General features: G+C 37.6%; 21 protein-coding genes and 2 tRNA genes. 9 read left to right on the top strand and 14 right to left on the bottom strand.

The annotated features are described in order from the left end of the window. Nucleotides 1-44: 44 nt before the first annotated feature. The 4 genes from lgt to folE form a co-directional block, all read right to left on the bottom strand. Entirely contained in the window at nucleotides 45-1,004 is a 960-nt protein-coding gene (lgt, locus tag ACFSQJ_RS03450; protein WP_377765561.1) for a prolipoprotein diacylglyceryl transferase, read from the bottom strand. 179 nt (nucleotides 1,005-1,183) lie between these two features. Further along, entirely contained in the window at nucleotides 1,184-1,405 is a 222-nt protein-coding gene (yidD, locus tag ACFSQJ_RS03445; protein ID WP_377765559.1) for a membrane protein insertion efficiency factor YidD, read from the bottom strand. A 1-nt stretch (nucleotide 1,406) separates the two neighbouring features. Further along, nucleotides 1,407-2,888, bottom strand: a complete 1,482-nt coding sequence (gene cysS, locus ACFSQJ_RS03440) for a cysteine--tRNA ligase (RefSeq protein WP_377765557.1) — start codon at nucleotides 2,886-2,888, stop codon at nucleotides 1,407-1,409. Then, a complete protein-coding gene (gene folE, locus ACFSQJ_RS03435; RefSeq protein ID WP_377765556.1) occupies nucleotides 2,888-3,568 on the bottom strand; it encodes a GTP cyclohydrolase I FolE in 681 nt (226 codons plus the stop codon). Before folE ends, cysS begins: the two co-directional genes overlap by 1 nt. 134 nt (nucleotides 3,569-3,702) lie before the next feature. Between folE and ACFSQJ_RS03430 the strand changes: the two genes are divergently transcribed. Then, the gene (locus ACFSQJ_RS03430) at nucleotides 3,703-5,505 is read left to right on the top strand and encodes a T9SS type B sorting domain-containing protein (protein ID WP_377765554.1); all 1,803 of its coding nucleotides are present in this window, start codon (nucleotides 3,703-3,705) and stop codon (nucleotides 5,503-5,505) included. Nucleotides 5,506-5,638: 133 nt separating this feature from the next. Then, entirely contained in the window at nucleotides 5,639-7,075 is a 1,437-nt protein-coding gene (locus ACFSQJ_RS03425) for a T9SS type B sorting domain-containing protein (RefSeq protein ID WP_377765552.1), read from the top strand. Between the two features lie 44 nt (nucleotides 7,076-7,119). Here the strand turns inward: ACFSQJ_RS03425 and ACFSQJ_RS03420 are convergent, their stop codons facing one another. Beyond that, nucleotides 7,120-8,628, bottom strand: a complete 1,509-nt coding sequence (locus tag ACFSQJ_RS03420) for an OmpP1/FadL family transporter (RefSeq protein ID WP_377765550.1) — start codon at nucleotides 8,626-8,628, stop codon at nucleotides 7,120-7,122. A 24-nt stretch (nucleotides 8,629-8,652) separates the two neighbouring features. After that, on the bottom strand, nucleotides 8,653-10,014 hold the full coding sequence (locus ACFSQJ_RS03415; protein WP_377765548.1) for a hypothetical protein: 1,362 nt from the start codon (nucleotides 10,012-10,014) through the stop codon (nucleotides 8,653-8,655). A gap of 97 nt (nucleotides 10,015-10,111) precedes the next feature. Between ACFSQJ_RS03415 and proS the strand changes: the two genes are divergently transcribed. The 4 genes from proS to rpsT all read left to right on the top strand — a co-directional run bounded on the left by proS (nucleotide 10,112) and on the right by rpsT (nucleotide 12,234). Next, on the top strand, nucleotides 10,112-11,587 hold the full coding sequence (proS, locus tag ACFSQJ_RS03410) for a proline--tRNA ligase (RefSeq protein ID WP_377765547.1): 1,476 nt from the start codon (nucleotides 10,112-10,114) through the stop codon (nucleotides 11,585-11,587). A 112-nt stretch (nucleotides 11,588-11,699) separates the two neighbouring features. After that, nucleotides 11,700-11,771: transfer RNA gene (locus ACFSQJ_RS03405), tRNA-Glu, on the top strand. 68 nt (nucleotides 11,772-11,839) lie between these two features. Next, nucleotides 11,840-11,911, top strand: a tRNA-Glu gene (locus tag ACFSQJ_RS03400). Nucleotides 11,912-11,982: 71 nt separating this feature from the next. Further along, nucleotides 11,983-12,234 (top strand): 30S ribosomal protein S20, encoded by a 252-nt coding sequence (gene rpsT / locus ACFSQJ_RS03395; protein ID WP_377765545.1) that lies wholly within the window; start codon nucleotides 11,983-11,985, stop codon nucleotides 12,232-12,234. Between the two features lie 64 nt (nucleotides 12,235-12,298). Here rpsT and ACFSQJ_RS03390 read toward each other — a convergent pair whose 3' ends face one another. From ACFSQJ_RS03390 to rho, 3 genes are all read right to left on the bottom strand, one after another. Then, entirely contained in the window at nucleotides 12,299-12,976 is a 678-nt protein-coding gene (locus tag ACFSQJ_RS03390) for a hypothetical protein (RefSeq protein ID WP_377765544.1), read from the bottom strand. 692 nt (nucleotides 12,977-13,668) lie between these two features. Next, nucleotides 13,669-14,304 (bottom strand): hypothetical protein, encoded by a 636-nt coding sequence (locus tag ACFSQJ_RS03385; protein WP_377765542.1) that lies wholly within the window; start codon nucleotides 14,302-14,304, stop codon nucleotides 13,669-13,671. A 134-nt stretch (nucleotides 14,305-14,438) separates the two neighbouring features. Continuing rightward, complete coding sequence (rho, locus tag ACFSQJ_RS03380; protein ID WP_377765540.1) at nucleotides 14,439-16,031, bottom strand: transcription termination factor Rho; 1,593 nt, start codon at nucleotides 16,029-16,031, stop codon at nucleotides 14,439-14,441. A 191-nt stretch (nucleotides 16,032-16,222) separates the two neighbouring features. Between rho and ACFSQJ_RS03375 the strand changes: the two genes are divergently transcribed. Next, on the top strand, nucleotides 16,223-16,633 hold the full coding sequence (locus ACFSQJ_RS03375) for a DUF4293 domain-containing protein (protein ID WP_377765539.1): 411 nt from the start codon (nucleotides 16,223-16,225) through the stop codon (nucleotides 16,631-16,633). A gap of 98 nt (nucleotides 16,634-16,731) precedes the next feature. On the opposite strand, the gene ACFSQJ_RS03370 is transcribed toward ACFSQJ_RS03375, so the two are convergent. The 3 genes from ACFSQJ_RS03370 to ACFSQJ_RS03360 form a co-directional block, all read right to left on the bottom strand. Continuing rightward, nucleotides 16,732-17,595 carry a DUF6503 family protein gene (locus ACFSQJ_RS03370; protein ID WP_377765537.1) on the bottom strand — a complete coding sequence of 288 codons (864 nt, stop codon included), beginning with the start codon at nucleotides 17,593-17,595 and terminating at the stop codon, nucleotides 16,732-16,734. 68 nt (nucleotides 17,596-17,663) lie between these two features. Beyond that, complete coding sequence (locus ACFSQJ_RS03365) at nucleotides 17,664-18,602, bottom strand: MBL fold metallo-hydrolase (RefSeq protein WP_377765535.1); 939 nt, start codon at nucleotides 18,600-18,602, stop codon at nucleotides 17,664-17,666. Between the two features lie 2 nt (nucleotides 18,603-18,604). Next, a complete protein-coding gene (locus ACFSQJ_RS03360; protein WP_377765533.1) occupies nucleotides 18,605-19,099 on the bottom strand; it encodes a metallophosphoesterase family protein in 495 nt (164 codons plus the stop codon). A gap of 88 nt (nucleotides 19,100-19,187) precedes the next feature. Between ACFSQJ_RS03360 and truA the strand changes: the two genes are divergently transcribed. Next, the gene (gene truA, locus ACFSQJ_RS03355; protein WP_377765531.1) at nucleotides 19,188-19,931 is read left to right on the top strand and encodes a tRNA pseudouridine(38-40) synthase TruA; all 744 of its coding nucleotides are present in this window, start codon (nucleotides 19,188-19,190) and stop codon (nucleotides 19,929-19,931) included. Continuing rightward, the gene (locus ACFSQJ_RS03350; RefSeq protein ID WP_377765529.1) at nucleotides 19,928-21,703 is read left to right on the top strand and encodes an ABC transporter ATP-binding protein; all 1,776 of its coding nucleotides are present in this window, start codon (nucleotides 19,928-19,930) and stop codon (nucleotides 21,701-21,703) included. Before truA ends, ACFSQJ_RS03350 begins: the two co-directional genes overlap by 4 nt. A 1-nt stretch (nucleotide 21,704) precedes the next feature. On the opposite strand, the gene ACFSQJ_RS03345 is transcribed toward ACFSQJ_RS03350, so the two are convergent. Both ACFSQJ_RS03345 and cdaA read right to left on the bottom strand, forming a co-directional pair. Further along, complete coding sequence (locus ACFSQJ_RS03345) at nucleotides 21,705-22,442, bottom strand: DUF3667 domain-containing protein (RefSeq protein WP_377765527.1); 738 nt, start codon at nucleotides 22,440-22,442, stop codon at nucleotides 21,705-21,707. Between the two features lie 26 nt (nucleotides 22,443-22,468). Beyond that, entirely contained in the window at nucleotides 22,469-23,254 is a 786-nt protein-coding gene (gene cdaA, locus ACFSQJ_RS03340) for a diadenylate cyclase CdaA (protein ID WP_377765525.1), read from the bottom strand. Nucleotides 23,255-23,288: the final 34 nt, after the last annotated feature.

Here is a 23,288-nt window from a genome sequence, read left to right as displayed (position 1 = left end):
TACTACTTACTACTTACTACTTACTACTTACTACTTACTACTTACTACTTACTACTTACAGGTCTGAACATAAAATACAAGCCAACTAAAATCATAGGGATACTAAGCCACTGCCCTGTTGTGAAAGTTCCCCAGGTATCTTCGAAACCTCCTTGACTTTTCTTAAAATATTCAACAAAAAACCGAGCCGACCACAAACCGAGCATAAATAGCCCAAATAAGAATCCAGGTTTTTTACTTTTATCAGTTTTCCAGTAAAAGAAAAACATAATTGCAAATAGAATTAGGTATAAGAAAGCTTCGTATAATTGCGCAGGGTGTCGGTAGGGGATACTCTCTAGAACGCTGGCATACTCAGGATTGTTCTCAATAGCTTTGTAAGCAGCACTGGCTGTTTTTTCTTTAGTTAATTGCATTGCCTTATAGGCCGGCATGTCGTCTGAGTCTCTAACGAAACGCGTTGCAAAAGCAAAAGACTGGTCAACAACCTTACCGTTGATTTCTGAATTAAAGAAATTACCTAACCTAACAAAAGCGGTACCTATTGAACTCACTACTGCAACTCTGTCTAAAAGCCACATAAAGCTCATATCCTTAAATTTTCTAGAGAGCAAATACAATGCTATAAATGCTCCGATAGTTGCTCCATGACTGGCCAATCCCGTAAAACCGGTAAACTCCCAACCATTAATGATTCCGAATAGGGTGCCATCTGCGCTCTCGCGTATCGGAAGTAAAATCTCAAGAAGGTGGTCTTGGTAGTAATCCCAATCATAAAAGATGACATGCCCCAATCGAGCGCCCAGCATAATTGAAACCACCGCATATACAAAGAGAGAGTCGAGCTTTTCTAAAGACTTATTTTCTTTTTTGAAAATCTGTTTCATTAGGTACCATCCAACAACAAAAGCTAAAATCCACAACAGGTTGTAATACTTGATTTGGACAAAGCCTATCTTGAAAAGAATATCATCTGGATTCCAGTTGAAAGCTAAAAAATGCATGCAAATAATTTTTGGACTAAGATAAATAAATAGAAATTAGACCGCTCCGCTTTTAGATATTAGATTTCAGAAAATTGTGGTCCATGGTTTGAGTTTGAATCTTTCACACAAACTTTGTCAAACTGAGCCTGTCGAAGTTTTGAACTTGACTCTTAAATTTGATTCCTGAATTTGTATTTCTACGGTACAGGGTCATAACCTTTTCCACCCCACGGGTTACAGCTAAAAATCCGTTTTATTGCGAGCCATCCACCTTTAAAAAGCCCATGTTTTTTTAAAGCTTCTATCGTATACGTAGAACAAGTAGGGCTGTAACGACAAGTCGCAGGAGTATAAGGGGAAATCAATAGCTGGTATGCACGTACTAAAAATACAAACGGGGCTATCAATATTTTTTTCAAACTAGTCTAAGCTAAAAGTTGTTCCGTCTTTACCATCCTTAAGCTGAATTCCCAAAGCGATAAGCTCATCTCTTATTTGGTCTGAGGTAGCAAAGTCTTTGTTGGCTCTAGCCTTATTTCTAAGTTGAATTAAGAGTTGCACGACTCCCGCTAGAGTATCCGATTTTCCTTCTTTTGATGTTGGGCTTTCTAATCCGAGAACATCGAAAATAAAATTGTCTAAAGTAGTTTTGAGAAACTTTTTATCGGCCTCAGAAATTGTTTCACCGCCATCTTTTATTAGGTTTATTTGTTTTGCGGCATCAAAAAGATGTGCAATCAAAATAGGCGTGTTAAAATCGTCGTTCATCGCGTCATAGCATTTTTGTTGCCATGCTTTATAATTAAAGGAGCCCGTGTTTCCGGTTTCTAGACTTTCTAAAGTTTTGTAGGCTTCCATTAACCGGTAATACCCTTTTTCTGAAGCTAACAAGGCATCATTACTTAAATCTAAAATACTAGTATAATGTGCTTGTAGCATAAAAAAGCGAACTACTGATGGTGCAAAAGCTTTGCTTAGTATGTTGTTATCGCCACTAAAAATTTCATTCGGATAAATATTATTGTCGGTAGATTTTGACATTTTTTTACCGTTCAGGGTCAGCATATTGGCATGCAACCAATAATTAACGGGCGTATGTCCATTGCTTGCCTCTGCCTGTGCTATCTCACATTCGTGATGCGGAAACTTTAAATCCATTCCACCACCGTGAATATCAAAATTCTCCCCAAGGTATTTAGTGCTCATAGCGGTACATTCTAAATGCCAGCCAGGGAAACCGTCGCCCCAAGGCGAAGGCCAGCGCATAATGTGCTGCTCCTCTGCTTTTTTCCAAAGTGCAAAATCTTGCGGATTCTTCTTATCACTTTGTGCGGTAAGCTCACGCGTGTTAGCGATCATATCCTCTAGCTTACGTCCACTAAGCTTACCATAGTCATTGGTTTCATTGAATTTGACAACATCAAAATATACAGAGCCATTTATCTCATAAGCAAAGCCTTTTACCAGAATCTCCTTAATGATCTCTATTTGTTCAATAATGTGCCCCGTGGCAGTCGGTTCAATACTTGGGGGTAAAAAATTAAATTTTTGTAAAGTTTCATGAAAATCTACCGTGTAACGCTGCACTACTTCCATGGGCTCTATCTGCTCAAGTTTCGCTTTTTTGGCAATCTTGTCCTCACCTTCGTCCGCATCATTTTCTAAATGCCCGGCGTCAGTAATATTTCGTACATAACGAACTTTGTAGCCAAGATGCTTGAAATAACGAAAAATCATATCGAAAGACATGAAGGTGCGGCAATTGCCTAAATGCACATTGCTATACACTGTCGGGCCACAAACATACATGCCAATGTACCCTTCTTTCAAAGGTTTGAACTGTTCTTTTTTTCCAGTAAGTGAATTATAAACTTTTAGAACTTGGCTACTGAATAATTGCATTAAAATTCGGTATCTAGGTTGATGTAATCTAAAAACTCCCTGCGTAGCGCTTCTTCTTTAAACTTACCACCATACTCCGCAGTTACAGTACTACTTTCAATATCACGAATTCCGCGAGAGTTTACACATAAATGTTTTGCATCTATAACGCATGCTACGTCTTCGGTACCTAAAACGCTTTGTAGTTCTTTTACTATCTGAATATTCAAACGCTCTTGTACTTGAGGCCGTTTTGCAAAATAATCAACAATACGGTTCATTTTAGAAAGACCAACAACAGTGCCGGCAGAAATATAGGCTACATGAGCTCGGCCAACTATTGGCAATAAATGATGTTCGCAGGTAGAATAGAGTGTAATATTTTTTTCGACCAACATTTCGCCATACTTGTACTTATTGTCAAAAGTTGATGAATTTGGTTTTTTATCAGGATTTAATCCTCCGAAAATTTCTTTTACATACATTTTGGCGACTCTATTCGGTGTGCCGCTTAGGCTGTCGTCCGTTAAGTCAAGACCTAAAGTATGCATGATGTCACTGACATTCTTCTTTATGCGCTCAATTTTTTCTTCATCGCTCAACTCGAAAGCATCTTTTCGCATGGGGGTGTCCGCAGATGAACCGACATGGTCGTTACCAACATCTTCATAGTTATCTTCCAATACTTGCTCTATTTTCATTTCACACCTAATAAAGGTTGCAAAGATATACATTAATGCAGTATTTAACATCGCTGTTCTAGCCTTTGACAACATAAATTCTTGTTAACGGTGGTAGCAAATTAAATTTGTAACACCCCAATTAATAAGTACTTATGCCTAAGCGGTATGCGCTTTTTATTTTATTGATTAGTATTGGCGGTCTTTTGAACGCACAAGTTTCAAGCGATTGCTCAAGTGCTGTGCCCATTTGCTCGAATACCCCGGCAAATGGTGGTGCAAACGGCTTTGGTCTTGACGATTTTAACGGAGCTACGCGCAGTGGTTGTCTCGAAGCCACAACAACCGGGGCAATAGAATCGAATTCTTCTTGGTATCGATTTAGAACAAGCGCTTCTGGTCAATTAGGATTTAACATAGGTCATGATGCCTCAGAAGATTGGGATTTCGCATTGTATCTGGCAGATAATTGTAATGATTTAGGAGAGCCTATCCGTTGTAATTTTTTTGATAATCGAGATGAAAATCAATTTATCGGAGTAGGAGAAGACCCGACAGGAAATACGGCATCATTACAATATGAAGATTGGGTCAATGTTGAGCCTGGTCAAAACTATTATTTGTTAATTAATAATTTTTCAAGTTCTGATTCAGGATTCTCAATTCAGTTTACTGGGGATATTTTCAATACCAACCCTACCGATGCCTTGGATTGCTCAATAATTAGTAATCTCTTAGGTGCTCCGATTGTAGCATGTGAAAATGAAACGGTGCAATTAGACGCTACAACAAGTAATGCTGTAAGTTACAGATGGTATAGAGATTTTGGTAGTGGTTTTCAATTGATACAAAACCAATCAAATTCAACTTTAACCATTAATATAGCAGCTTTGTACCGGGTTGAAGTCATAACTAGCGCAGAGACTATTATAAGTGATGTTCAGGTCGCTTTTTCTTCACGACCGGTTGCAGGGCCTTTAGTTCATGAGGTTGTTTGTGTCAGTGCAGATGTGCCTTATGACCTAGGCCAGAAAGATATGGAAGCCTTAAACGGGCAAGACGCCAATAGTTTTTTAGTTGGTTATTATAGTTCTTTGGCCGACGCTCAAATGGGTATAAACGAACTGCCTAAAAAATATGAAAAAACAACAGGGGTTGAAACCATTTTCGTAAGAGTAAGTTCTTTAGAAAACCCAAATTGCTATGATGCATCTCAAAGTTTTGAATTTGAAGGTATTGCAGCTCCAATTCTTGATCTAGATCAGCAACTTTTTCTTTGCGAAGATGGCTCTACGGCCACTATTGGCCAAGCAACATCAAATCCGAATTACGCATATTCATGGAATACGGGCCAAACAACGCCATCTATTACCGTATCGGAACCAGGAACTTATATTCTAACCGCTACTACCTCTCAAGGTAACGTAAACTGCGTACGTACCAGAACTATTGAAGTAATTACCTCAATTTCTCCTGAAATCAGCGCTTTTGAGATTGATGGTTTTAGCATCTCTAACACAGTAACTATACTAACCGAGCTCGATGGTGATTTTGAATTCCGTTTAGATGATGGAGAATTTCAAACAGAACCGATATTTGAAGATGTATTACCTGGAAATCATACGGTTTTTATGAGAGATTTAAATGGTTGCGGCGTGGTTACGGAAGAAATAGCAGTTGTGGGGTACTTCGCTTATTTTTCCCCTAACGGAGATGGCATAAATGACAGTTGGCGCATTGAGGGAATGGAGTATTTAAATGAGCCTGTGATTTCGATATACAATCGTTACGGAAAATTAATTAAACAATTAAATGCAAACGATCCCGGTTGGGACGGCACCTTTTCTGGTCAACAAATGCCGGAATCTGATTATTGGTTTAAGCTGAGTTATTTAGACGATAACGGTACTAGACTTGTGGATAAATTTTTACAGAAGAATTTCTCGCTACGACGATAAAATGGCTTGCTTTAAAATAGCTAGAATGCATTTTATCGATTAACTGTATTTTTTTTCGGTTTAAACATACTAAATGGTGCACTTTGGTAGTTATGTAAGATAACTGAAAGCATAACATTAGCCCCACACTACTATGCGAACACTATTTAGTGCTACTTGCTTTTTTTTCCTTTTTTCAATAGGATTAACTGCCCAAACCGCAAATTCTGGGGATTGCCGAACGGCCATACCTGTATGTGCCGATGGTGAACCTATTATGCCATTTGTTGATGGTAGTGGCGATATCGATGAATTTGATGCCGATGTAATACGACAAACAGGTTGTTTAGAAAAAGGTAGCGTAGCTTCCGCCAACATAGAGAACAATACCTCTTGGTTTGTTTTTAGGGCAGGCACGGACGGTCAGATAGGTTTTGACATTGAAACATTGTCCGCCACGGCAGAGTGGGATTTTGCACTTTATGGGCCTTTTGATCAAACAGATGGTCAAAATTATTGTACGATTATTGGTGACGGAACGGCACAGCCAATCCGTTGTAACTACGAAGTGAACTCCACAGGCTTTACCGGTATTGGTGTTAACCCAGGAAACGGACAAGTTGGTGCGCCCTTTGTAAAAGGAAGTCAAAATACATATGATGAGTGGTTAGATGTGGTTGCAGGAGAACTCTATTATTTATTCATAAATAACTACAACACCAATTTTGATGGTGATCCAGAACCATTTTCTTTAACCTTTACAGGTTCGTCCGTAGATGCAGATCAAGATACTGCCTTGGATTGCACCTTGAGAGATGAGTTTTTAGGATTGGACATTGTTGCATGTGAAGGCGACCCAGATATCGTGTTGAATGCTAGAAATTCCCCTGCAGGACCAAATGTAAACAATGTTACTTGGTCTGTAGATACCGATGATGACGGTACCTTAGATAATGCAAATCTTTTAAGTGGACCGGCCGAATTTGAGTATACGGTTACTAGTCCTAATTCGGGGCGTTATTTTGTAACAATCGAAACACCTTTTGGAGATATTGTAGATGATATTTTAATTACATTCTTCCCCACACCAGAACTTGATGAGGTTATTATTGTTGAAGATTTAAGGGATAATCCTGAGGTGGATACCTATGACATTGAGATAACGACACTCACAACAGGAGATTACGAGTATGCTATAAATGGTGGGGAGTTCCAAGATGAAGCAATATTTCTTGATGTACCCCCAGGTTTAAATACCGTAATTATAAATGATAAGAATGGTTGTGGTATGGTAGAGGAGGACTTTTTGGTAGTTGGTTATCCCAAATTTTTCAGCCCTAACGGTGATGGTATATATGATGAATGGCAGATATTAGGTATTTCGGAGTTATCAAATCCTGATGTATTCATTTTTGACCGTTATGGAAAATTGTTAAAACAAATAGATGAAAATTCACCTGGTTGGGATGGTACTTTTAATGGGCGCGCACTTCCTTCTTCCGATTACTGGTTTAAACTAGAATATGACAGAAATGACCAAGGGGTAGTAGTCGCAAGCACAACACGAAGACATTTTACGCTTTTGCGATAAAAAAAAGGCCAGCAAAGTAGCCGGCCCGTTTCAATAATCTTTCTTTAGAATTTCATTGTAAAACCTAGGCTGACATTCGTATTGATACGATTGACCATGGCCGAGTTTGATGCTCCTGAATCAAAGAAAAAAGCATTGGTATCCTGTTCCGTTCTATTATAGGCCAAGTCTAATCGGTTGGCACCAAAACTATAACCAATACCCCCAGAATATCCGATAAGGTCCCCCAATATCAATTCATTCTCATATGGGCTTTCTTCAAAACGGTAGCCTGCTCTTAAGCTTACACGTTCAATTCTATACTCACCGCCAATTCTATAGCTATTAACGTTTCTTAGTTGCTCGGCTATTAAATCGTTTTCACCAGCAAAAGCAGGGTCAGAAGTGGGCCTCAGTTCAGCCTTCGACATATCTTGGTAGCCATAGTCGAAACTTAACAAGCCTTCCTTTCCAAATACAATCGCGGCACTACCTGTAAGTTTAGATGGTGTTTTGATATTGTAGTCAGGAAATATGCTGACTAGATTAAAATTGATTAAATCCAAATTAGGATTCGCCACAGGTGAAGTCACACTGATGCGTTGTGAAATATTGTCGGTTAGGCTATACCATGTAGGCGATTGGTAACTACCGCCGACTCTAATATTATCGTTCAATTTGGCAATAGCACCTAAACTGAACGAAAAGCCGTTTCCTTCGGTCTGTAAAAAGTTATCAAACGCTGCAAATTGTACATCAGAAGCTGGGTCATAGCCGGTTTCACTGAACGTTGTTGACTTCTCGTAAAAAACCGAGTGAAAATTCAATGAAGCGCCCAAATATAGATTTTCTTGATATTGACCGGCTAAATTTAAGGTAAACTTACTGTTGTAACCGCTAGTTACCTGTGTGTAATCTTGATCTAGGTTAGCATACTGTGCATTTGAAAAGTAGCTAGTATTTTCATCAACATCCTCATTTGGCTCGATCAAGCCCGATTGAAAACCTAAAAAAGCCTGTTGGGCACCAAAACCTAGCGAAGATCCGATATCTAAATAGGCATCATCAGCTCGTTCGCCTTCAAATGTTCTAAGGTTTCTAAGTTCTTGCCCTTGTGCAAAATTTAAGAAGTAATTATCTAATCCCTCTGTAGAACTTCCAGCAGCGCTGAACTGGTTATCAAAGTTTTGTACCAAGTCATAATTCACGGCTAAGGATATTTTTTTCCACGGATTGTCATCAGAAGCCTTAAATACAAATACAGCGCCTACTTGATTAATTTCAAGTGAATTTAAGTCTGTATTCAACGTTCTATTTCCATAAATAGCACTGTTGTCACGATTGTAATTGGAACCTGTGACGGTAAACTCACTAAAATTAAAAACAGCAGAACCCGCAGGATTTATGTTTAGCGATGACAAGTCACCTCCTAATGCTCCAAAGGCGCCTCCCATGGCTTGAAATCTAGCTGTTCCTTGAAGATTGTCACTGCTATATCTTACTACGTCGTTTATATTTTGGGCGCTCACGAAAGTGCATAGCATTCCCAAGCTTAAAATAAATAGCTTTCTCATTGCTCTAAAATTTGTTTGATGAATTTAGTTTCTTCTTCCGCTGCTTCTTCCTCCTCCAGAAGATCTTCCGCCTGAAGATCTAGAACCTCCAGATGAACTTCTAAAACTTCCGCTACTGCGCGATGAGCCACCTGAACTTCTAAAACTTCCGCTGCTTCTTGAGGAGCTTCCTGAACTTCTGTATCCAGAACTTCTGGAGCTGCTACCCGAACTTCGATAGCCTGAGCTTCGTGAACTGCCTCTAGAAGAACTTCTGTAACCACTACTTCTTGGTGCAGTTCTTCCTGAAGATTGGTATCTTGAAGTACTACGTCCTGTCGCTGAGCCTCTATACGAAGGGTTTCTACCCGAAGTAGAACTTCGATATCCGCTACTTCTTGGGCTTGTACTTCTGTATGTTTGATTAGAACGTGTAATACCGCTATATCTAGGTACAGATCTTGTACTACGGCTACTTCTAAAATTTCTATTTCTAGCGATAGCATCTGAACTTACAGACCTTCTAGCAGAAACATGACTTCTAGAGCTTCTTGATGTTGCCGAGTTGCTTCTTGTGACACTAGAACGACCTGAATTCGAACGATACCTGTTTGAAGAACCAGTTCTGGCACCTAAATTTGATCTTCCACGTAAAGAATTGCTAGCAACCCTGTTGTTATTGTTGTAACCTCTTCGGGTTCTATTATACGCATAGTTGTTGTAAAATCCGCGGTTGTTGAAGTTGTTGAATCTATTCCATCCATAATGACCGCCCCAGCCAAAGCCGGCATTCCAGCCCCATCCGAAGCCTCCATTCCAACCCCAGTTGTTCCAGCCCCAGTTATTCCATCCGAAGCCGCCGCCCCAGCCCCATCTGTTCCAACGGTTCCATCTCCATGGATTGTTCCAACCCCATCCAAATCCACCATTCCATAACCAAGGGTCGTTCCAGCCCCAACCGAAGCCTCCGCCCCAGCCCCAGTTGTTCCAACCATTATCATAGACGTTTATATTTATACTCGTAGGATTATCGCCCCAACCTGGATTTCCCTCATAATTGTTATTGTAGGCAAAATAGTCGGTTTGTTCACCTACTTGAAGTGTATCATTTACCCCATTACTAGTATAACCATCAATATCTGTAAAAACCTCACTATCCAAAATTTCGGCATACTGATCTGCTCTTTGACCGAAGTATTCTCCATAGGTGTTAGTTTCCAATTCTTGGGTTCTAACCGCTTCTGGTGATCTCTTTTCTACTGCTACGGTACGATTTCCGCTGGCGTAAATACCATCGTTCTCATAATAGGATGCTTGTTGGTACGAACCACAAGACGCTAGAAAGAGGACGCCTAACAACGATGTTAGGACAAATTGAAATTTTTGGCGGGGTAAAGTATTATCCATCTTTTAAATTTTATTGTTGAACATAGTAAAAATAGTTAGTTTTACCGCTCTATTTTTCTGTTAACTTAATCACAAGTTTTGTGCCAAACTATAATTAATGAGTAAAAATTTAACAAGCAGAGCGGAAGATTATTCCAAATGGTACAACGAACTTGTTGTAAAAGCTGACCTTGCCGAAAACTCTGGCGTACGTGGCTGTATGGTCATTAAACCCTATGGTTTTGCGATATGGGAGAAAATGCAGGCCCAGTTAGATAAAATGTTCAAAGAGACAGGACACGAAAACGCCTATTTTCCACTTTTTATACCAAAATCGTATCTCAGCAAAGAAGCAAGCCATGTAGAGGGTTTCGCAAAAGAATGTGCTGTTGTTACTCATTATAGACTTAAAAATGCCGAGGATGGAAGTGGAATTGTTGTCGATGAAGACGCAAAATTAGAGGAAGAGTTAATAGTAAGACCCACTTCAGAAACTATTATCTGGGATACGTATCGCAGATGGATACAATCTTACCGTGATTTACCATTATTAATTAACCAATGGGCCAATGTTGTGCGCTGGGAAATGCGTACACGCCTTTTCTTACGTACTGCTGAATTTTTGTGGCAAGAGGGTCATACCGCCCATGCGACCAAAGATGAGGCAATGCAAGAAGCTGAGCAAATGATGCATGTATATGCCGAGTTCGCGGAAGAATTTATGGCCGTTCCGGTTATTAAGGGTACAAAAACAGAGAGTGAGCGTTTTGCAGGTGCCATTGAAACATTTTGTATCGAGGCTTTAATGCAAGATGGAAAAGCACTTCAGGCAGGTACCTCTCACTTTTTAGGGCAGAATTTTGCTAAGGCCTTTGATGTTAAATTTGCGAATAAGGAAGGAAAACAAGATTATGTTTGGGCTACTTCGTGGGGAGTTTCCACACGTTTGATGGGCGCGTTGATCATGACGCATAGTGATGATAAAGGTTTGGTGCTTCCACCAAAACTGGCTCCGATTCAAGTGGTGATAGTGCCAATATACAGAGGACAAGAGCAATTAGATGTAATATCTGAAAAAGTGAATCCTTTGGTAAAAGAACTTCGTTCTAAAGGAATTTCGGTGAAGTTCGATAGTAGAGATACACATAAGCCAGGTTTTAAGTTTAATGAATATGAGCTTAAAGGGGTGCCGGTGCGTTTGGCAATTGGTCAACGCGATATTGAAAATGGGACTTTTGAAGTTGCCAGACGCGACACTTTTGAGAAACAGTCAGTGCCAGCAGATGAGGTGGTAGAAAGGGTAATATCACTTATGGATGAGATTCAGAAAAACATTTATAAGAAGGCTTTAGACCATAGAGCAAGTCATATCACGGAGGTTGATTCTTATGAAGAATTCAAAAAAGTTTTAGAAGAGAAAGGTGGTTTTATTTCTGCTCATTGGGATGGTACTATGGAGACCGAAGATAAAATTAAGGAAGAGACAAAGGCTACAATTCGATGTATCCCCATTGATGTAAAAGAAGTGGTTGGAGAATGTATAGTGACAGGAAAACCTTCTCCTTATCGCGTATTGTTTGCGAAAGCATACTAAAAAATATATTTAGCTCTTGCAATAGTTAAAAATAGTTGTATTTTTGCACCCGCCTTTAGAATAAATTGATATTTTTAGGCTTGCAGCAATGCACCCACGTTCTAATTATAATGGCCCGTTCGTCTAGGGGTTAGGACGCCAGGTTTTCATCCTGGTAACAGGGGTTCGATTCCCCTACGGGCTACGAATAGTTTTAGTTAATAGGTTTGGCTTTTGTTCGAACCAAGAACTAAAACGATTTGAAATCTTAATGGCCCGTTCGTCTAGGGGTTAGGACGCCAGGTTTTCATCCTGGTAACAGGGGTTCGATTCCCCTACGGGCTACTAATAAAAACTATAAACGAGGTATAAGTTGATTTTTTTTCGATTTGTATTTCACATTTTAAATAAAAGTAATGGCAAACCATAAGTCAGCATTAAAAAGAATTAGAAGAAACGAAGCAGTACGTTTACGTAATAGATACCAGCACAAAACAGTGCGTAATGCTATTAAGAAACTTCGTAGTGAAGAAGATAAAAAGGCCGCAGAGACTTTGTTGCCATCAGTAGTTAGTATGATAGATAAATTGGCAAAACGCAATATCATTCACTCTAATAAAGCTGCTAACTTAAAAAGTAAATTGATGACAAAAGTTGCAACATTGTAACGCTTTATCATCTCAATATTTAGAGCCCTAACTACTTAGTTGGGGCTTTTTTATTGTCTATATATCACCTAAAATCACGTCGTTTACTTTTAAGAAAACCAATACAGAAAAGCGTGTACATGATCACAATGAATACCTGCAGAATTTTTCTAAAATTATAGGTTATCCAGATTTCTGGAAATTCGAAGCCTACAAAGAATAAATGTGGAAAGACAAGGTAAAAAATAAAAAACCCTGAACTTACCCAAAACATAAGGTTGTTTGGTTGGATTAAAGGAAATCCTTTTTCCTTTTTGTCTTTGAAGTACAGTATAATGGTTAGCAATAGGGAATATGAGGAAATTAGATCTGCGAAATAGAGTCCCGTATGCATGGGGTCTTGAAGTAGAGCGTTTACTATAAATGAAATCGTAGTCAGTAGAGAAAGAAAAAGAATAGTCTTTTTATATTTTCTATTGAATACTAATTTCCAATACATCCAGAAAAAAAATAGAAAGCTTAAAATGGAATAGATGTTATAAATGATAACATTGTGCCAGGCATATTCCTTTTCTTCAAAAAAGCTAAATTCTTCAAAGTTTACGATGAAGTAACCTAAGGTTTCCGTAAAAAAGGTATAGGCGATAAAGATTGGAAAGAAACGCATTACTGTATCAAAATACTTTTTGTAGGTAAGCATTGAAATGACCCAGGCAATAAAATATACCGGGATAAAAAAACTACTTATTAGAAATTCTATCAAATTATTGGTTTAGCGGAAAGCCCTTCTCTTACTGATAATAAAACCAGTACTGAATAAGATGTACATTAATACAATCATAAATAAGTGAGATTTATTTAAATACGCCGCGTAAAAATCAAAATTTATATTCCGTACAAGTTTAACGGGGAAATAATAGATATTAAATGCAAGTAAACCATAAGAAATCCATACCAGTAAATTATATTTTTTTGGAATGTTAGTATGGTGTTTGTTTAAATCGCTTAAATATAAAAGTATACTTAAAATCAACACGAATACTCCCGTTAAATACGAGTATAATTGCGGGTAAACAGAAAAATTCTGTAGAATAGAATTTGTCAACGTACTTATTAAAAAGAGAACGGCACCGACTTTAATTATATTTTTTTTGCCTTTAGATTTTATTGAATGATGGTAAAGGTATAAGAAGTATAGAAAAAAAATAAAATTGTATATATTGTATATTACAGTATTATGAGTAGCATAATTTTCTTCTGATATAAGTTGAAAATGATTAAAATCCCTGATTAGTACACCCAATAACTCATTAAAAAAAGTATAAGCTATAATAATGGGGAAGTATTTTAATACCGTATCAAAATACTTCCTATAGTAGTAAATTGAAATTATCAAGGTTAACCCGTAAACTAAAATAAAGCAATAGGCACCTAAAAACGCAATAATTTCATCCATTAGAAGTCAGTTTTTGGAGGCGGGGATAATCCACCTTCATTCAAAATCAGACTCTCATCTTGATAAAACAATGTATTCAAGGAAGGAAGTATACTTGCCTTAGATTTTTGACTTTTTATTTCGTTGGACCAATAATCATATAATAATTTTGCACTGCCATCCGCACCAATATAAATTCCCCCATAATCACCATCTACTTGCGCTGCAGGAACAAAGAAAACGGTATTCCTATTTTTCTTTTTCCATCCTTTCTTTTTGGTGCCATAATTACCCAAATAAACCCTCAGACTATCAACTTCGGTTCCACCCGCTTTAGCTTTTTTCTCTACATAAGCAATATAACTCTTAAGGTCTTTTACATTAAAAGATACAAAACGAGAGGGTATAAAAGGCTTTGCTTCTTCCTCTTCTTGTCTATTTGTTTCAAACTCTAAAATAGCATCAGCTCTATTTTTAGTATAATTCACATAGAGCGTATCTGCTTCAGCTAGCGTAATTATTCCTTCCGGCGCTTTAGTAATTTCCTCTTCTTGTTCATGTTTTTCTTTTTCCTCTTTTGGTTTTTCTAAACATGAAGTGGCAACTAAAATTAGAATGGATGAAAGGGCAAGAACCCATTTTTGATTGTTTTTCATAAGTAAATGGTTAAATGTTTACAATTAGATGGGGGAATCTTGATTTAAAGATAGGGTTTTTCTTTAAAGAGAAATCAAGAAAAAACCCTAACTATTATTATAGATAGGGCCTTTATTATTCTCAAGAGAAATTTTTATTGATTCATTGTCATTAAAAATTCTTCATTGTTTTTGGTTTGTTTAAAACGTTGTTCAATAAACTCCATGGCCTCAACGGGGTTCATATCGGCTAAATATTTTCGCATAATCCACATACGTTGAATTGTGGACTCATCCAATAATAAATCATCTCTACGAGTACTGGAAGAAGTAAGATCAATCGCCGGGAATATTCTTCGATTAGCAATCTTACGATCTAACTGAAGTTCCATATTACCAGTACCTTTGAATTCTTCAAAGATAACTTCATCCATTTTAGAGCCAGTTTCGGTCAATGCTGTTGCGATAATCGATAAAGACCCTCCATTTTCTATATTACGGGCCGCCCCAAAGAAACGTTTTGGTTTGTGCAGTGCATTTGCATCGACACCACCACTTAATACCTTACCAGAAGCTGGTTGTACCGTGTTGTATGCTCTGGCCAAACGTGTAATGGAATCTAAAAGAATGACTACATCATGACCACATTCTACTAAACGTTTTGCTTTTTCAAGAACAATATTTGCAACACGAACGTGTTCTGTGGCTTCCTTATCAAAAGTAGATGCTACTACTTCTCCTCTTACATTACGCTGCATGTCGGTAACTTCTTCGGGCCTTTCATCAATCAATAATATAATTTGATAGACTTCTGGGTGGTTGGCCGCAATTCCGTTGGCAATGTCTTTTAGCAACATCGTTTTACCGGTTTTAGGCTGAGAAACGATCATACCACGTTGTCCTTTTCCGATAGGAGAGAACAAATCGATGATTCTTGTTGAAATAGAAGCCTGACGTTCCGCTAGTTTAAATCTCTCTTGAGGGAACAATGGTGTCAAATGCTCAAAAGAAACCCGGTCGCGAACAACTTTTGGATCAATACCATTAATTTTGCTCACCTTAATCAGTGGAAAATATTTTTCACCTTCCTTCGGTGGTCTTACATTTCCTAAAACGGTATCCCCGGTTTTTAATCCGAATAGACGAATCTGAGATTGCGATACATAAATATCATCTGGTGATGATAAATAGTTGTAATCCGATGATCTTAAAAAACCATATCCATCTTGCATGATATCAAGAACCCCTTCGCTTTCAATGATACTATCGAATTCAAATTCTGGTTCTTTGTATCTGTTTTTTAGATCTTTATCAAAATTGCTGCTCTTTTTCTCGTGCTGTGGCCTAGGGTTAGGCTTGCGATTTTGATTTTTGTGTTGTGGATTGGGTTTGTGTTGTTCCCTTTTTTGATTGGGACTATTTTTTTGTGGCTCTCGTTTTTCTTGAGAAACCTCTGTGTTATCTGAACTAGGGTTGTCTGTTTTAACAGCTTCTTTTGCTTTGGTCTCGATTTTTTCAACTGGCTTTTTTGCCTGCCTAGGTCTTGGTCTCGGTTTTGGTTTTTCTTCTTTAGTATCTGAAGAAGGTGCAGCTTGGGCTACAGCTTTTGGGTTAGATGCTTGTACATCTAAAATTTGGTAGACCAAATCCAGTTTTTTGGTGGTCTTGAATTTAGGAATATTTAATCCCTTTGCTATTTCCTGTAATTCAGGAAGCTTTTTTGCTTTTAGATCTGAAATCTCGAACATTAAGTAATCAATAAGTTAAACTTGTTATCTAATTTTGAAGTAAATTGTTATTGGAATATTACAATTAGGAAAGATGTTCCCGGGTAAGTATACTTGATAATAACAGTACAATGATACAAATTATTTTTAAAGATGGACTGTTATTTATCGAAAAGACACGTATTTTTGCCCATCAGAAACTGAAATAAGCAATGATTCAGAGAATTCAGACGTTATATTTACTGTTTGTGGCACTTTTGGCAGGTGTTGTGCCGTTTTTTTTAAACCTATGGGGAGAAACTGAAAACGGTGAAATTTTTGCTAAAAACGATATGTTGATTTCTATTGCCTTTTATGCAATTTCGCTAATGGCAATTATAGCTATATTTCTTTTTAAGAAAAGACAAAATCAATTTGTGCTGAACAGATTGAATATGATATTAAATCTTTTTTTACTAGGATTTTTCGTTTACCGGTCGCTAAATTTATCCGGAGAGACGGCGGTCTCTGAGAAGGGTATTGGGATGCTGATTCCTGTATTTTCTATCGTTTTTCTAGTTCTGGCCAACAGAGCTATCAAAAAGGATGAAGATCTTGTAAAATCTGTTGATCGTTTGCGTTAAACCTAACATCTTAGTAGTATTAGTGCGTAAAAACCCCGATGGTAACATCGGGGTTTTTTGCTTAAATATTATAAGGTAATCGGAGCTTAGGACCAAATTTAATCGGCAGAAGCCATTAAATTTTCTACTGTGAAACCATTGTCAAAAGAAATGTTGGTAAGTGTTTGAACAAGATTAGGAGCTTTTGCATAGCCATTCTCGCTAGGCATATAATAACTGCGTTTGGTCGCTATCATTTGACCTTCAACATCTTTATATTCATAATCTGCAATTATTAAAGGTTCGTTGACACCCATAAAAGGGAGTGAAAAATAAAAACGGTCTATTAATTTGGTTTCGGGGTTTACATAAAGCACATAGCTGTCGTTTTGAGTTTTACCTGTAATCTCTGGGTCATAGGTCACGTTTAATTTATCATATGTTGTACCGTTTAACGCTTCTTGACCTAAATAGGTAGTAATTGTACCCTCGTCATTTAATTTGTAGGGCATTACAAACCAGAAATAATTGGCTTTTCTTAAAAAATCGCCTACCACATTTGCTTGCTGGTCTTCTGTTACGGTACCATCGACTAGAACCATGGTTTCTTTACCGTCAAAACACTGTGTTACTTCACCTGAGACACCTGGCATTACATTGATTTCGTGCTTGGTGTAATGTCCGTAAGAAGCCTCAGAACTAAAAATATAGCGTTCGGTAGAAATATCCGTTTTATTCGCATCTGTGCTGTGGTAGTTGTATGTGTATTGTACATCTTTCTTTTTCCAGAGGTCTCTCCAACCACCATGGGCATATTCAATGGCGGCCAATATGCTTTGTGGGTCGGCCGTGGTATATTCAGGGGCCGTCTTTGTTTCGACGATAGCTTCAACTTTTTCACTGGTTTTCTTTGCTTTTTCTGAGCACGAAGCAAGCATAAAAAGAAAAGCAATTGCAATAAATCTTAAATTTTGTGTTTTCATGTTTTGTCTAAAATTGTTTGACATCTTAGACGACAAAATTGTCTTTTCTTACAAAAGGGCATTACAATTTATAAACGAATTCTTTGCCCGAATTGCGCGATGTGAAAACCTTGATTTAAGACTGTAGATGTTTGCCTACTTTCTTCATTTAGAACAGGATTTGTGTGATTAAAGTGGATAAAATGAATTTTATCTTTTTCCGCTTTTGAAAGCTTTTTAAAAAGTTCTAAACTTTCGATAATAAAAGGGTGCGGAATTTCCGATATATCACGATTGTTCAGTTCCGCTCCATCATAAAAGGTAGCATCCAAAAACGCAAAATCGACATCTTTGATTTCGTCGATAATATTTATGTCCCATTTAGACCATTTGTTAATATCCGGAATAAAAAGAATGGATTTATTAGGGCCAATAATTTTGTAACCCACCGTCTCAGAAAATTCATCTCTGTGGGGCACCAAGAATGGAATTACCGTAACATTTGAAGTTAACTTCACTTCTTCGTTGTGCTGTAGCCCTTTTAGTTCGATGTTCTCTAAGTTTACCAATTGGCTCCACGGGCCATTATTTTCGATAAATGACTTCATCTTTGGCATTGCATATACAGGAACATTTTGAGCGCCGAGGGCTTCCCTTCCTAAATACATTAAGCCAGTATAATGCCCAATATGGGCATGTGTAACAAAAATACCCGATGGTGTTTCTGAAGCAATTTGAGCGTGCTCTTTCAATAATTTCAACTGCGCTGGCATATCTGGGGTCGCTTCAAATAAATAGGTCTTCTCATGCTCATGGTCAATTACGCCCAAAGAGACGACCTTTCTATCGAAATCTGGATTTTGAAATAGCTTAGAACAGCATGTTTTTTTGCATCCTATATGAGGGCTGCCAGCATCTTGGATAGTGCCTAAAACCAAGACGGTCACCGTTGATTCAGAGATGGCAGTAGTCTGCCCGTTACAGGCACAAAGCATCAAAATATATAAAAGTGTCAGTAGTTTTTTCATACCTATCTGCTACCTAATTCGATGACTTCTAGGTCACTTATTTTTTTTTCATCAATGATGAACCTAAGCATCGTACGAACCTGGTGAAAACCGTATTTTCCACAAGCACCAGGGTTCATATGGAGCAAATCGAGCTTTTTGTCGTTCATCACCTTAAGAATATGAGAGTGCCCGCAAATGAAGAGCTTAGGAGGGTTTTTTCTAATCTCTTCCCGAACACGGGTGTTGTACTTAGTTGGGTAACCACCAATATGGGTTATCCAAACGTCAACCCCCTCACAAAAAAAACGATTATTTTCAGGAAATTCTTTTTGAATGATATGATCGTCAATATTACCATACACTCCACGAACCGGTTTTACGCTTTTTAAAGTGTCCGTGACTTCTAAGCTGCCGATATCCCCGGCATGCCAAATTTCGTCAGCCTGTCTGGCATATTTTAAGATATCATTATCCATATGGCCGTGGGTGTCTGAAAGCAATAGAATTCGTTTCATAACGCTAAAAATATGCTAAAAAGACTTGGCATTATCTGCCATGCGACAGATTCAAGTATCTTTGTTCTGCTAAAAATAGCTGTTTGCCTTGAGATATTTTATCCAATTCTCTTATTTCGGAAAAGCTTATCATGGTTGGCAAAGACAGCCCAACGCCATTACGGTGCAGCAAGTTTTAGAAGAGGCGCTTTCTATGCTTTTACGGGCAAAAGTTGATATAGTAGGTGCTGGCAGAACAGATGCTGGGGTTCATGCAAAGGAGATGTTCGGTCATTTTGATTTTTCTGAAATAGAAAACACCACTGATTTAGTAAATAGGGTAAATAGTTATCTGCCCGCGGATATTGCCATTACAGATATTTTTCGAGTAGATGATACTTCTCATGCTAGATTTGATGCTATTGAACGTACTTACGAATATTGGATTACCCAAGAAAAGAATCCCTTTTATATTGAAAGCAGTCATTTTATATGGTCGACCTTAGATGTTGATGCAATGAATAGGGCTGCTGAGATTTTAATAGAGTATAAAGATTTTGAATGTTTTTCAAAATCACATACCGATGTAAAAACCTTTATTTGTAAATTAAAGAAGGCAGTTTGGGAGAAAAAGGGGGATAAGTTGGTGTTTACAATTACGGCGGATAGATTTTTAAGAAATATGGTACGCGCAATAGTGGGTACCCTTTTAGAAGTAGGCCTAAAAAAAATAGAGCCAGAAGGCGTCAGAGCAATAATCGAAAGCAAAGATAGAAGCCGGGCAGGAGCTTCAGTGCCTGCAAAAGGGCTATATTTGACCAAGGTTTTATATCCAGAAAATAGAACTAAATGAGCCAAGATAAAGAAACCGGAAAAGCATTTGATTTTAGATTGTTCAGGCGTGTCTTTCAGCACACGAGACCTTATAGTATTACTTTTTATGGGGTTGCTTTTATTGCAATTCTACTTTCCGCCTTTTCAGTATTTACGCCGCTTATTATTGGCGACGTCGTTGATAACGCAATAACCAATAGAGATTCTGAGCGGCTTCTATTTTTGGTAATGGCAATGTTGGGGGTGCTTATTGGTGAAGTTACCTGTCAATTGCTGTTTACCTATTATGCAAATCTTTTGGGCGAATCTGTTATTAAGGATATAAGAATACGTTTGTTTGAAAAAATAATGGGTTTTAAAATGACCTATTTTGATAACTCGTCCATAGGTATTTTAGTAACAAGGGCAGTTGCTGATATGCAGCGCATTGGAGAAATTTTTAGTCAAGGTTTTTTTGTTATTGTTGCCGACCTTTTAAAAATGCTTGTAGTAGCCATAATTATGCTAGTGATGAACTGGAAATTGGCACTAATTGTTTTTGCGATACTACCGCTTATTCTTTACGCAACTCGATTATTTCAAAAAGCAATGAAATCTGCCTTTATAGAAGTGAGGGCGCAAGTATCTAATTTAAATTCTTTTGTACAAGAACGTATTGCGGGTATGAAAATCGTGCAATTGTTCAACAGAGAAGAAATTGAGAAAGAAAAGTTTAGGGAGATTAACGAAAAACATCAAAACGCATGGTTACGCACGGTCTGGTACAATTCGATATTCTTTGCAGTAGCGGAATTATTGGGTGCGGTTAGTATTGGTCTCATCGTATGGTTCGGTGGGCTTCAAAATGTCAATGGAATTAACGCCGAGGAGTATGGCGATATTTTTACTTTTATCCTTTTTTCAGGCATGCTCTTTAGGCCATTACGACATATTGCTGATAAATTCAATACACTTCAAATGGGTATGGTGGCCGCGAATAGGGTTTTTAACATTCTAGACACCGAAAGTAGAATTTCAAACGAAGGAACCCTTGAAAAGGAAAGCATGAAAGGTTATATTAAATTTTCTGATGTACGTTTTGGGTATATTGAAGACGAGGAAGTACTTCATGGAATTTCCTTTGAAGTTAAAGCGGGGGAGACCATAGCCATAGTTGGTTCCACCGGTGCAGGAAAGTCTACCATTATAAATCTTTTAAACCGTTTCTATGAAATAAACTCAGGAACAATTCTAATAGATGATATCAATATTCAAGAATATTCCTTGGAGTCACTTCGTTCACATATCGCGGTTGTGTTGCAAGATGTTTTTCTTTTTGCAGATACCATCGCAAACAATATATCCTTAAAAGATGAAACCATAGACGTTAATGATATTGAAGCTGCCGCAAAGCAGATTGGAGTTCATGAATTTATTTCTAGTCTGCCAGGTGCTTATGAATACAACGTGAAAGAACGTGGAACAATGCTTTCTAGTGGACAAAGACAGCTAATAGCTTTTTTAAGGGCTTATGTAAGTAATCCTAGTGTTTTGGTATTGGATGAAGCGACATCTTCCATAGATACGTATTCTGAACAACTCATACAACAGGCAACAGAAAAGATAACCGAAGGAAGAACTTCCATAATTATCGCGCACCGTTTGGCAACGATCAAAAAGGCGGATAAAATTTTGGTTATGGATGCAGGGCAAATCGTTGAAAATGGCACGCATAAAGAACTTCTTGAAAAAGGAGGTTATTATAGCGATTTATATGAAGCTCAATTTTTAGCTGAGGAAGAGGTTGCTTGATTTACTTTGGTCTAAAATCTTCTAGACTCAGATTACCGGAAATAAATCCGATTAGAACAACAAGAATTCCAATGCCTATGAAGACTATGAGCATCATAAAGAAATAGGCAAAGGCCCTTAAAATGGTACTTGCGATTCCGGTTTTATGGATTCTTTTAAAAACATAAAATTGGTAGATAATAGAACCCAATAGAAAAAACCAATTAAAGGTTTCAAATTGTAAATCAAATATGCTAAAAAGGATTAAACCTAGAGCAACTTGAACAAAAGAAGCCTGCCCAGTGGTATATGCATTAGTGACCAAGTGTTCGGTATAATTAAGTTTGTTTTTATCTAAAAACAGCAGCCAAGTAAGTACTGCATATATTGGAACATTTAAATACGAGAGAATGGCTTGATAGTCAAACACAAAATCCATATTTGGTGAGTCAGCATTGCTGAAACTACTTTTTGTGATATCTAGCTCATAAATATCCCTAAGAACAAAAAATAAAACCCCTGAAAGGGTAATTGCGATGGCAAAAAAACTAACAGGGTTCATGTACTTTTTTCGAGCGCCGGATATATAACTTTCTACAACCACTTCGGGTTTTGTAAAAAGGTGCTTAAAAGTTTTAAGTAGGGTATTGTCTAAATCAAAAACTTGAAACTTTAAATCTTCCCAAATATTTTTTAAGGTCAATCGATTACGAATTACCTTTCCTCCGCAGCTTGGGCAATAGCTAAAATCTGATCGCAAACTATTTTCACAAGTTTTACAAACCATTATTCCAAGTCTTTTTTAATCATTTCTGTAAGCTCTTCAAGACTCTTATAAAGAACAAATTCTCCGTTTTTAATATAAGACACAAGTCCGGTTTCTTCACTTACAACCAAACATAGCGAGTCTGTTTTTTCAGTGATGCCAACAGCGGCACGATGACGAAGTCCAAAACGCAAGGGAATATTACGACCATTAGATACCGGTAAAATGACCCTAGTTGCGGTAATGTAATTGTCTTGAATAATGGCCGCGCCATCATGTAACGGACTATTTTTGTAAAAAATACTTTCTATGATAGGCTGAGTAATTTCAATGCTCATTTTGTCTCCAGAAGATTTTACAAAATCAAGACTATTGTTCCGTTCAATGACTAGAATAGCTCCTGTTTTACTTATGCCCATTTTTTCACAAGCACTTATAATAGCGTCAACATTTGTCTCTGTAGGAAGCCCTTCTTGACGTAAGAACTTGAAATGTTTGATGAAGTTTCGCTTTGATGCAAAATTGGTAGAACCGATCATCAAAAGAAATTTGCGAATTTCTTGTTGAAAAACAATGATAAGGGCAATTAACCCAATATTCATAAAACCACCTACCATGCTGCTTATCATTTTCATTTGAAGCAATTCGGTAAGCTTCCAAAGGGCCCAAACAATAACAATACCTATGAAAATATTTATAGCAACGGTACCCCGTACGAGTTTATAGACATAATACAAGAGCACAGCGACCAAGATAATATCAATAAAGTCTGTGATTTTAAATTCAAGAAAGTTTAGGAAATCCAAACGCTGTGTTTTTGTAAAATTAACAATTTTAAGA

This window comes from Croceitalea marina (assembly GCF_042684265.1).
GTDB classification, from domain to species: Bacteria; Bacteroidota; Bacteroidia; order Flavobacteriales; family Flavobacteriaceae; genus Croceitalea; species Croceitalea marina.
The sequence above is the reverse complement of the archived record's forward strand: the minus strand, read 5'-3'. Positions and strand labels throughout refer to the sequence as shown.

Excerpts from the sequence above, each read along its gene's own strand:
- proS (WP_377765547.1), top strand. The coding sequence starts at position 10,112 with ATGAGTAAAAATTTAACAAGCAGAGCGGAAGATTATTCCAAATGGTAC.
- ACFSQJ_RS03415 (WP_377765548.1), bottom strand. The coding sequence starts at position 10,014 with ATGGATAATACTTTACCCCGCCAAAAATTTCAATTTGTCCTAACATCG.
- rpsT (WP_377765545.1), top strand. The coding sequence starts at position 11,983 with ATGGCAAACCATAAGTCAGCATTAAAAAGAATTAGAAGAAACGAAGCA.
- ACFSQJ_RS03365 (WP_377765535.1), bottom strand. The coding sequence starts at position 18,602 with ATGAAAAAACTACTGACACTTTTATATATTTTGATGCTTTGTGCCTGT.
- ACFSQJ_RS03370 (WP_377765537.1), bottom strand. The coding sequence starts at position 17,595 with ATGAAAACACAAAATTTAAGATTTATTGCAATTGCTTTTCTTTTTATG.
- ACFSQJ_RS03375 (WP_377765539.1), top strand. The coding sequence starts at position 16,223 with ATGATTCAGAGAATTCAGACGTTATATTTACTGTTTGTGGCACTTTTG.
- lgt (WP_377765561.1), bottom strand. The coding sequence starts at position 1,004 with ATGCATTTTTTAGCTTTCAACTGGAATCCAGATGATATTCTTTTCAAG.
- ACFSQJ_RS03350 (WP_377765529.1), top strand. The coding sequence starts at position 19,928 with ATGAGCCAAGATAAAGAAACCGGAAAAGCATTTGATTTTAGATTGTTC.
- ACFSQJ_RS03385 (WP_377765542.1), bottom strand. The coding sequence starts at position 14,304 with ATGAAAAACAATCAAAAATGGGTTCTTGCCCTTTCATCCATTCTAATT.
- ACFSQJ_RS03420 (WP_377765550.1), bottom strand. The coding sequence starts at position 8,628 with ATGAGAAAGCTATTTATTTTAAGCTTGGGAATGCTATGCACTTTCGTG.
- ACFSQJ_RS03360 (WP_377765533.1), bottom strand. The coding sequence starts at position 19,099 with ATGAAACGAATTCTATTGCTTTCAGACACCCACGGCCATATGGATAAT.
- folE (WP_377765556.1), bottom strand. The coding sequence starts at position 3,568 with ATGAAAATAGAGCAAGTATTGGAAGATAACTATGAAGATGTTGGTAAC.
- ACFSQJ_RS03430 (WP_377765554.1), top strand. The coding sequence starts at position 3,703 with ATGCCTAAGCGGTATGCGCTTTTTATTTTATTGATTAGTATTGGCGGT.
- ACFSQJ_RS03425 (WP_377765552.1), top strand. The coding sequence starts at position 5,639 with ATGCGAACACTATTTAGTGCTACTTGCTTTTTTTTCCTTTTTTCAATA.
- cysS (WP_377765557.1), bottom strand. The coding sequence starts at position 2,888 with ATGCAATTATTCAGTAGCCAAGTTCTAAAAGTTTATAATTCACTTACT.
- rho (WP_377765540.1), bottom strand. The coding sequence starts at position 16,031 with ATGTTCGAGATTTCAGATCTAAAAGCAAAAAAGCTTCCTGAATTACAG.